9 protein-coding genes and 1 pseudogene are annotated in these 8,028 nt (G+C 31.2%); 4 read left to right on the forward strand and 6 right to left on the reverse strand.

Annotated features, from left to right (window positions below):
• The 3 genes and pseudogenes from ABI549_RS12715 to aroB form a co-directional block, all read right to left on the reverse strand.
• Positions 1-301, reverse strand: a pseudogene (locus ABI549_RS12715) (arginine decarboxylase); the annotation flags it as partial.
• Between the two features lie 57 nt (positions 302-358).
• Entirely contained in the window at positions 359-523 is a 165-nt protein-coding gene (locus tag ABI549_RS12720) for a hypothetical protein (RefSeq protein WP_348076836.1), read from the reverse strand.
• A 54-nt stretch (positions 524-577) separates the two neighbouring features.
• Positions 578-1,645, reverse strand: coding sequence for a 3-dehydroquinate synthase (gene aroB, locus ABI549_RS12725; protein ID WP_348076837.1), 1,068 nt, complete (start codon positions 1,643-1,645; stop codon positions 578-580).
• Between the two features lie 96 nt (positions 1,646-1,741).
• Between aroB and ABI549_RS12730 the strand changes: the two genes are divergently transcribed.
• From ABI549_RS12730 to pdxH, 3 genes are read left to right on the forward strand one after another with little or no spacing between them, the layout of a single operon-like run.
• Positions 1,742-2,914: a proline dehydrogenase family protein gene (locus tag ABI549_RS12730; RefSeq protein WP_348076838.1), complete on the forward strand. Its 1,173-nt coding sequence runs from the start codon at positions 1,742-1,744 to the stop codon at positions 2,912-2,914.
• Positions 2,914-3,819, forward strand: a complete 906-nt coding sequence (locus ABI549_RS12735; RefSeq protein ID WP_348076839.1) for a ribonuclease Z — start codon at positions 2,914-2,916, stop codon at positions 3,817-3,819. The genes ABI549_RS12730 and ABI549_RS12735 overlap by 1 nt, the downstream gene beginning before the upstream one ends.
• A 12-nt stretch (positions 3,820-3,831) precedes the next feature.
• Positions 3,832-4,476 carry a pyridoxamine 5'-phosphate oxidase gene (gene pdxH, locus ABI549_RS12740; RefSeq protein ID WP_348076840.1) on the forward strand — a complete coding sequence of 215 codons (645 nt, stop codon included), beginning with the start codon at positions 3,832-3,834 and terminating at the stop codon, positions 4,474-4,476.
• Between the two features lie 216 nt (positions 4,477-4,692).
• Here the strand turns inward: pdxH and ABI549_RS12745 are convergent, their stop codons facing one another.
• From ABI549_RS12745 to rlmD, 3 genes are read right to left on the reverse strand one after another with little or no spacing between them, the layout of a single operon-like run.
• The gene (locus ABI549_RS12745) at positions 4,693-5,388 is read right to left on the reverse strand and encodes a DUF6048 family protein (protein ID WP_348076844.1); all 696 of its coding nucleotides are present in this window, start codon (positions 5,386-5,388) and stop codon (positions 4,693-4,695) included.
• On the reverse strand, positions 5,369-5,875 hold the full coding sequence (locus ABI549_RS12750; RefSeq protein ID WP_348076841.1) for a DUF6452 family protein: 507 nt from the start codon (positions 5,873-5,875) through the stop codon (positions 5,369-5,371). Before ABI549_RS12750 ends, ABI549_RS12745 begins: the two co-directional genes overlap by 20 nt.
• A gap of 8 nt (positions 5,876-5,883) precedes the next feature.
• Positions 5,884-7,299, reverse strand: coding sequence for a 23S rRNA (uracil(1939)-C(5))-methyltransferase RlmD (rlmD, locus tag ABI549_RS12755; protein WP_348076842.1), 1,416 nt, complete (start codon positions 7,297-7,299; stop codon positions 5,884-5,886).
• Between the two features lie 71 nt (positions 7,300-7,370).
• Between rlmD and ABI549_RS12760 the strand changes: the two genes are divergently transcribed.
• Positions 7,371-7,916 (forward strand): DUF1697 domain-containing protein, encoded by a 546-nt coding sequence (locus ABI549_RS12760; RefSeq protein WP_348076843.1) that lies wholly within the window; start codon positions 7,371-7,373, stop codon positions 7,914-7,916.
• Positions 7,917-8,028: the final 112 nt, after the last annotated feature.

Genomic DNA, 8,028 nt, shown 5'->3' on the forward strand with positions numbered 1-8,028 from the left:
GAATGTTGTTTTTAAAAGCTTCATTCATAATATATTCAAAATGAGAGCTTTTTGTACAATAACAATAGTAATATTTACCTTCATAATTGTTTTTTTCCATTGCACTTCTAAACCAGCTTTTGGCTCTTTTTATGTTACTGGAAATTTGTGGTAAGTAAGTAAACTTTAATGGTGTTCCGTATTGTTCGACTAGTTTCATTAAATCTATTTTATGAAACTCAAGATTGTCTTTTGCAAGTGTGAATTCTTCTTGCGGGAAGTAGTATGTTTGATTTATTAAGTCAGAATATTTTGTATTCATTTATTTATCAGAGATTTATAAGGATTAAAAGTATAAAAAAAATAAGATACTTTTTAATCAAACTCGAATATTTGCAAAAACTATTTCTAATTCGTTATGCCTAAATGAATTTATCGAAAATAAAGCCAACAAACTTTCCCGTTTTCTTAAAACAGAATTTACAAAACCATTTTTAGGTTTTCGAGAATTATTATTGTTGGTGTCTTTACAGCCGTTGCTCATGGCACAAATTTAAAAAAATATTAATGTGATAATATATATTTTAATAAAAAATCATTAATTTTTATAATCTAAAAATGCATCGATAATTGTTTCGTTATCAGTGGCTTGATTTATTTTTATTTTTCCGATGCCATCTAAAAGTGCAAATTGTACTTTTCCGTACTCATTTTTCTTGTCGTGAATGAGTAATTCGATGATATTTTCTTGCTCATTTTCATCGATAATTATCTTATCGAAAATATTATTTAAAGTTGATTTTATTTCTGCATATTCATTTCCAGAAATTAGCTTTTGTTGTAACGAAATATAACTTTCTAATATCATTCCAGCGACAATCGCTTCTCCATGTAGTAAATTTATTTTCTCAGTATTTTCTAAAAAATAAGTTTCAATAGCATGTCCTAGTGTATGTCCAAAGTTTAAGGCTTTTCTAATTCCATTTTCGGTTGGATCTTGCGTTACAATATCACTTTTTATAGTTATCGATTCGAAAATTAAATCATCAAAATCATCAAAGTTTATTTCTTTTAGATTTTTAAATTTTTCCCAATGTGATTTTTTGGCAATTAGTCCGTGCTTTAGCATTTCAGCAAGACCAGAACGCATCTGGTTTTGCGGAAGTGATTCTAAAAAACTAGAATCTATAATCACCATTTCTGGATTAGTAATGGTTCCAATTTGATTTTTTAATCCACCTAAATCTACGCCATTTTTTCCGCCAACGGAGGCATCAACCATCGATAATAAAGTTGTAGGAATATTTACAAAAGAAATACCACGCTTGAAAGTGGAAGCTATAAATCCTCCCATATCGGTAATTACCCCACCACCAAGATTGATGATTAAACTTTTTCTATCGGCACCTAATTCGATTAAAACATTCCAAATTTGAACGCAAGTCTCGATGGTTTTGTTTTCCTCGCCCGATTCTAGTTCGATAATTTCTATTTCAGATTGAGTTTCAATCATTGGTAACAATTGCGGAAGACAATATTCGTTAGAATTTTCGTCGACTAAAACAAAAATTTTCGAGTAATTATTTTCTTTAATATTACGATTTAAAAAATCATAACCGCCTTGGCTAAAATGTATTGAATATCCGTTTGAAACTATTGAAACCATATTGGCTTGTATTATTTTATATGTTGTGCAAAATAAAGTAAAATTTGCATAAAAAAATACGCTACTATATTATATTTGCATAACATTATTATTTATATGGATAAAATTTTCGATAATACCCAAAATGCTTTTTCTTTAAAAAGTGATACCGAGCTTGATAGAGCTTATTTTTTGTTTAAAATGATTGCCGTTCAACCCTTAGTTAGAATTGGAACTGCGGTTACAAATTTTGCTTTGAATGCTAATTTACCTGTCGAAGGATTAATTAGAGCCACTGTTTTTGACCATTTTTGTGGCGGAATTTCCGAAGATGATTGTATTCCTGTGGTCGATAAAATGTTTACCAAAGGCGTTTCTTCGGTTTTAGATTATTCGGTAGAAGGAAAAGAAGACGAAGCACATTTTGATGATGCTATGAATATGACGTTGAAAATCATTGATTTTGCCAAAGAAAAGAAAGCCATTCCGTTTGCCGTTTTTAAACCAACAGGTTTCGGACGATTCGAATTGTACGAAAAACTAGGTGAAGGACAAACCCTAACCGATGCAGAACAAGAAGAATGGAATAGGGTAGAAGAGCGATTTGAAAAAGTATGTAAAAAAGCTTTTGAAAATGACATTTCATTACTCATAGATGGAGAAGAAAGTTGGATGCAAGACGCTGCCGATGAATTGGTTGCCAGAATGATGCAAAAATACAACAAGCAAAAACCTATTGTTTACAACACGTTACAAATGTATCGTTGGGATAGATTGGATTATCTTAAAAAGTTGCATGAACAAGCAAAAACTGAAGGTTTTTATATAGGAATGAAGCTCGTTCGTGGCGCTTATATGGAAAAAGAGAACAAGCGTGCCGAAGAAAAAGGATATAAATTGCCTATTTGTGAATCGAAACAAGCAACAGATGATAATTTTGATGCAGCAGTTTCTTATATGCTTAATAATATTGATAAAATGGCAGTTTTTGCAGGAACTCACAACGAATTGAGTTCATACACTTTGATGGAAAAAATGCAAGAAAAAAACATTGCTAAAAATGACGAACGCATTTGGTTCGGACAATTGTATGGGATGAGCGATAATATAAGTTATAATTTAGCTAACGAAGGTTATAATGTAGCAAAATATTTGCCATTTGGCCCTGTAAAAGATGTGATGCCTTACTTAATTCGTCGTGCCGAAGAAAATACTTCAGTTGCAGGACAAACCAGTCGTGAGTTATTATTAATAAAAACTGAACGCAATCGCAGAAAGGGAAAAAACTAATGAATCTTACTATATTAGGTTGTTATGCAGCCACACCAAGAACATTTACAAACCCAACTTCGCAAGTATTAGAAATTAGAAATAGATTATTTCTAATAGACTGTGGAGAAGGAACACAAGTGCAATTGCGTAAGAATAAAATCAAGTTTTCTGCTATAAACCATATTTTTATTTCCCATTTGCACGGTGATCATTTTTATGGATTAATAGGATTAATTTCTACTTTCAATTTGTTAAATAGAAATAATGATTTAACTGTTTATGGGCCAAAAGGAATTCAAGAAGTTATAAAATTACAGTTAAAATTATCCAATTCTTGGCCACAATATGAACTGCATTTTGTAGAATTGACAAGCGTCGAATCTGAAATAATTTTTGAAGATGATAAAGTGATTGTGAAAACAATTCCATTAAAGCACAGAGTTTATACTAATGGATTTTTGTTTCAAGAAAAAATAAAAGAACGCAAACTAAATGTAAATGCGGTTCAGAATTACGAAATAGAAACCTGTTATTTTCAGAATATAAAAAATGGAAAAGATATTACTTTAGAAGACGGACGAGTAATTCCGAATTCCGAATTAACTTTCGATCCAGAAGTTCCTAAAAGTTATGCATTTTGTTCGGACACAATATACAATGAGTCGATTATTCCAATAATTAAAAATGTAGATGTTTTGTATCACGAAACCACTTTTCTAGAATCTGAAACAGAATTAGCCAAGAAAACCATGCATTCGACTGCAAAAGAAGCTGCCAGAATTGCATTACAAGCCAATTGTAAACAACTTATTTTAGGACATTATTCGACCAGATATGAATCGATAAGTTTATTTGCAGCGGAAGCACAAACAATTTTCGAAAATACGGTTTTGGGAGATGATGGTAAAGTTTTTGAATTATAAAAAACCAACAAAATGAAAGATTTAAGTAATTACAGGAAATCATACGAAAAAAGTGAGTTGTTGGAAACTAATATTCCAGAAGATCCGATAATGCTTTTCAAAAAATGGTTTCATGAAGTCGAAGATTTTGGCGGAGTAGAGGAAGTTAATGCAATGACTGTTTCTACCATCGGTTTAGATGGGTTTCCTAAAGCTCGAGTTGTACTTTTGAAGCAATTTACTTATGAAGGTTTTATTTTTTACACCAATTATGATTCCGAAAAAGGTCGAGCCATAGCTAATAATCCAAATGTATGTTTATCTTTTTTCTGGCATTCGTTAGAGCGTCAAATTATCATAAAAGGAAAAGTTAGAAAAATTGCAGAAAATCTTTCTGATGGTTATTTCGAATCTAGACCAGACGGAAGCAAATTAGGCGCTATTGTGTCTAACCAAAGCGAAGTAATCCCATCAAGAGGAGTTTTAGAAGATAAATTGAAACAATTAGAAGTCGATTGTGAAGGGAAAGAAATACTTCGTCCTAAAAATTGGGGCGGTTATATTGTTGAACCACATGAAATTGAATTCTGGCAAGGTCGTCCTAATCGTTTGCATGACCGAATTAGGTATAAATTAAATTCTGATTTTTCTTGGAAAATAGAAAGATTAGCTCCTTGATTGAAATAATAAACTTACAAAATAATAAAATAAACGCATTTTATCGATTTTATTTTGCTCTTTATCGGATATGTTGTACTATTGTACTGTAGAAACTTAATAATAAGTTTCTGTATAAGATAAAAAAATACGATTTTTTTCGTAAAAAGATAGTTTGTTTTTAGTTTGTTTGATTTGTTAAAAAAAAGCTTTAGTTCCCCCAACTAAAGCTTTTTTTTATTTTTTACTTTTATACAAAGGAATAAAATAACTAATTGTATAATTCCAACCCACACCAAATTTTCCATCATAGGTTCTATTGAAGCCGGGAATATACAAATTATCAAAATTGTCAGGTTTTTTGTTCGAAACCAGATAGTTTAAACGAGCGCTAAATCCTGCATAAAGATTATTAAATAATTCTACTTTCATACCAGCAACAACTTCTACCCATTGTGCAGATAATCCGTTGTATTTAGTATCATTAGCAACTGGAGCTGCTCTAGGAAAATAAGTTGAAGTATTGTATATATTATAACTATTTAATTCTTGGCTAAAAGAACTCACTCCATAACGCAAACCAATGTGAATCATATTTTCCATATCTAACCAATTTTCGTAATTGTTAGAATCGAAACCTACTTTAAAATAAGTTCCTTTGGTTGTAAAATTCACAGTATTATCATCTGTGGTTTTGGTTTCGTTTCCTATTTCTGCGGCGAGATACATCTTTTTTGTCAAACGATAATCGCCTACAAATTCTAATCCTTTATAATTTTTTTCATATACTGTTCTTGCTAGTTTAGACAAATCGATACCTAGACGCAAACCATATCGTTGCGTTTTAGGTACAATTGTATCTTTCTTTTTATCTTGAGCAAAAGAACCAAATGATAAAAATAAAATTAGAATTTTAAAAGAAAATTTTAACATGAACTTCATCTTCGTTAAGAATTTTATATTTCTGAATTACGATTTCTTTAATCCAATTATCAGTATCAATAGTTTTTATAATTCCATTAGGATTATCTAGTAAAGTGAAAAGTGTTTTGTAACCACAAGCTCTAGAGATAAAAACATCATTTCTTGTATAATTGATGGTAATTTTGTCCTCATTTCGAAGTGAAAGATCTACATTTTGTGAGTCATAAATAAAACTAAATTTTGTAATATCCGTAGTAGTTTGTAGCGGAACTTCAATTTTACTTACACCATTATATAAAATTCCAGTTGTCATTCCGTCAGCAACAATTCCTAAATTAGTCACAGTTTTTTTTACTGTTGGATTTAGATTGTCATAAAATTCAACAATCATTCTTGGTGTTGTTGGCGTTCCATCTTCGCAAATATCATCTTTCTCACAATTCCATAATGAAAATGTAATTACTAAGGCAATCGAAGCTATAATTAGTTTTTTCATCAAAAAATCTATTTTCTTTTTTCTAAAAGCACCACATTTTCCACATGATGCGTTTGCGGAAACATATCAACTGGGCGAATTCTAGTTACTTTATACATTTCGTCCATAAGTGCTAAATCACGAGCTTGTGTTGCAGAGTTACAACTCACATATACCACTTTTTCGGGTGCAATAGTTAGGATTTGTTTCACTACATCAGCATGCATACCATCACGAGGTGGATCGGTAATAATCACATCAGGATGACCATGTTGTGTAATAAAAGCATCATTGAAAACGTTTTTCATATCACCTACAAAAAACTCACAATTGCTAATATTATTGCGTTTTGCATTTTCTTTGGCATCATGAATCGCTTCGGGAACTGCTTCGACTCCAATTACTTTTTTAGCTTGTTTCGAAACAAATTGAGCAATCGTTCCTGTTCCAGTATATAAATCGTAAACCAGTTCATTCCCTGTTAATCCAGCAAAATCTCTGGTGATTTTGTATAATTCGTAGGCTTGTTCAGAATTGGTTTGGTAAAAAGATTTAGCATTAATACTAAATTGTAAACCTTCCATTTCTTCCAAAATATAATCACGCCCTTTAAATAATTTTATGTCTTGGTCATAAATAGTATCATTTGGTTTTCCATTTATCACATATTGTAATGAAGTGATTTCTGGAAAAGTTTCAGCCAAATGATTCATAATTAACTCACGTTGTACTTTTTTTTCTTCAAAAAACTGAATTAAAACCATGATTTCACCAGTAGAAGCCGTACGAATCATTAATGTTCTAAGTAAACCTTCGTGATTTCTAGGATTAAAGAATTCTAAATTGTTTTCTATTGCAAAACGACGTATTTCGTTTCGAATCGCATTCGACGGATCAGCTTGCAAATGACATTTTGTAATATCAAGAATCTTGTCCCACATTTTTGGGATGTGAAAACCTAATGCATTTCGGTCATCAAATTCTTCTTCACTTTTTATTTCGGCTTCGGTCATCCAACGAGCGTTCGAGAAACCAAATTCCATTTTATTTCTATAAAAGAACTGTTTTTCTGAACCTAAAATTGGTTCAAATTCAGGCATTTCGACCTTTCCGATTCTTTTTAAATTGTTATAAACCTCATTTTGCTTGTAATACAATTGTTGAGAATATTTCATATTCTGCCATTTGCAACCGCCACAAACACCAAAATGCTCGCAAACAGGTTCTGTTCTATGCTCAGAATATTCATGAAAATTGATGGCTTTTCCCTCATAATAAGCCTTACGCTTCTTAAAAGTTTGCACATCGACCACATCGCCAGGTACGACGTTAGATATAAAAATTACTTTACCATCAGGAGCTTTCGCCACCGAAACGCCTTTTGCACCCGCATCAAGGACTTTTACCGTATCAAAAACGATTTTGTCTGTTATTTTTTTTCCCATGTTGCAAAAATAAGGATTGTTAGGTTCATTTGATAAATTATTTTAAATTTATACCAAAATCTGTATAAATAATGACAACCCATCTCGCTCTCCTTCGTGGTATAAACGTTTCTGGTCACAATATGATAAAAATGGAGGCGCTGAAAATCGCCTTAGAAAATATAGGTTTCCAGAATGTGCAAACCTATATTCAATCTGGAAATGTATTTGTAGATTCGGAAGAAGAAAATGGTCCAAGCGTTGGTTTTACGATCAAACAGGAAATTTTTAAAGTTTTCGGGCACGATGTTCCTATTGTTATTATTGGTAAAAAAGATTTAGAAGATTGTTTTAAAAACAATACTTATCTAAAAGAAAAAGAAGTAGATACTAAGAAATTGTATGTCGCTTTTATTTCGAAAGAATTGAATGCTTCGGCATTAAATGATTTAAAAATCAGTCAATTTAAACCTGATGAAGCTAGTATTGATTCGAGTAGAATTTACATTAAATATGATATTGGAGCAGGAAAAACTAGATTAGATCAGAAATATATTGAGAAAAAATTGAATGTAACAGCAACCATTAGAAACTGGAATACCGTTACTAAGTTGTTAGAAATGTTTGAAGAAAGATAAGCAGTAAATTAAAGAATATTCATTATTTTTGTCGAAAATAGGGATGATTTCTCTCCGAAAGAAGGAATTGAGATTACTAAAATCAATACAATTATTACCATGTCAGTATTAG

The organism is Flavobacterium sp., from assembly GCF_039932285.1.
Classification (GTDB): Bacteria; Bacteroidota; Bacteroidia; order Flavobacteriales; family Flavobacteriaceae; genus Flavobacterium.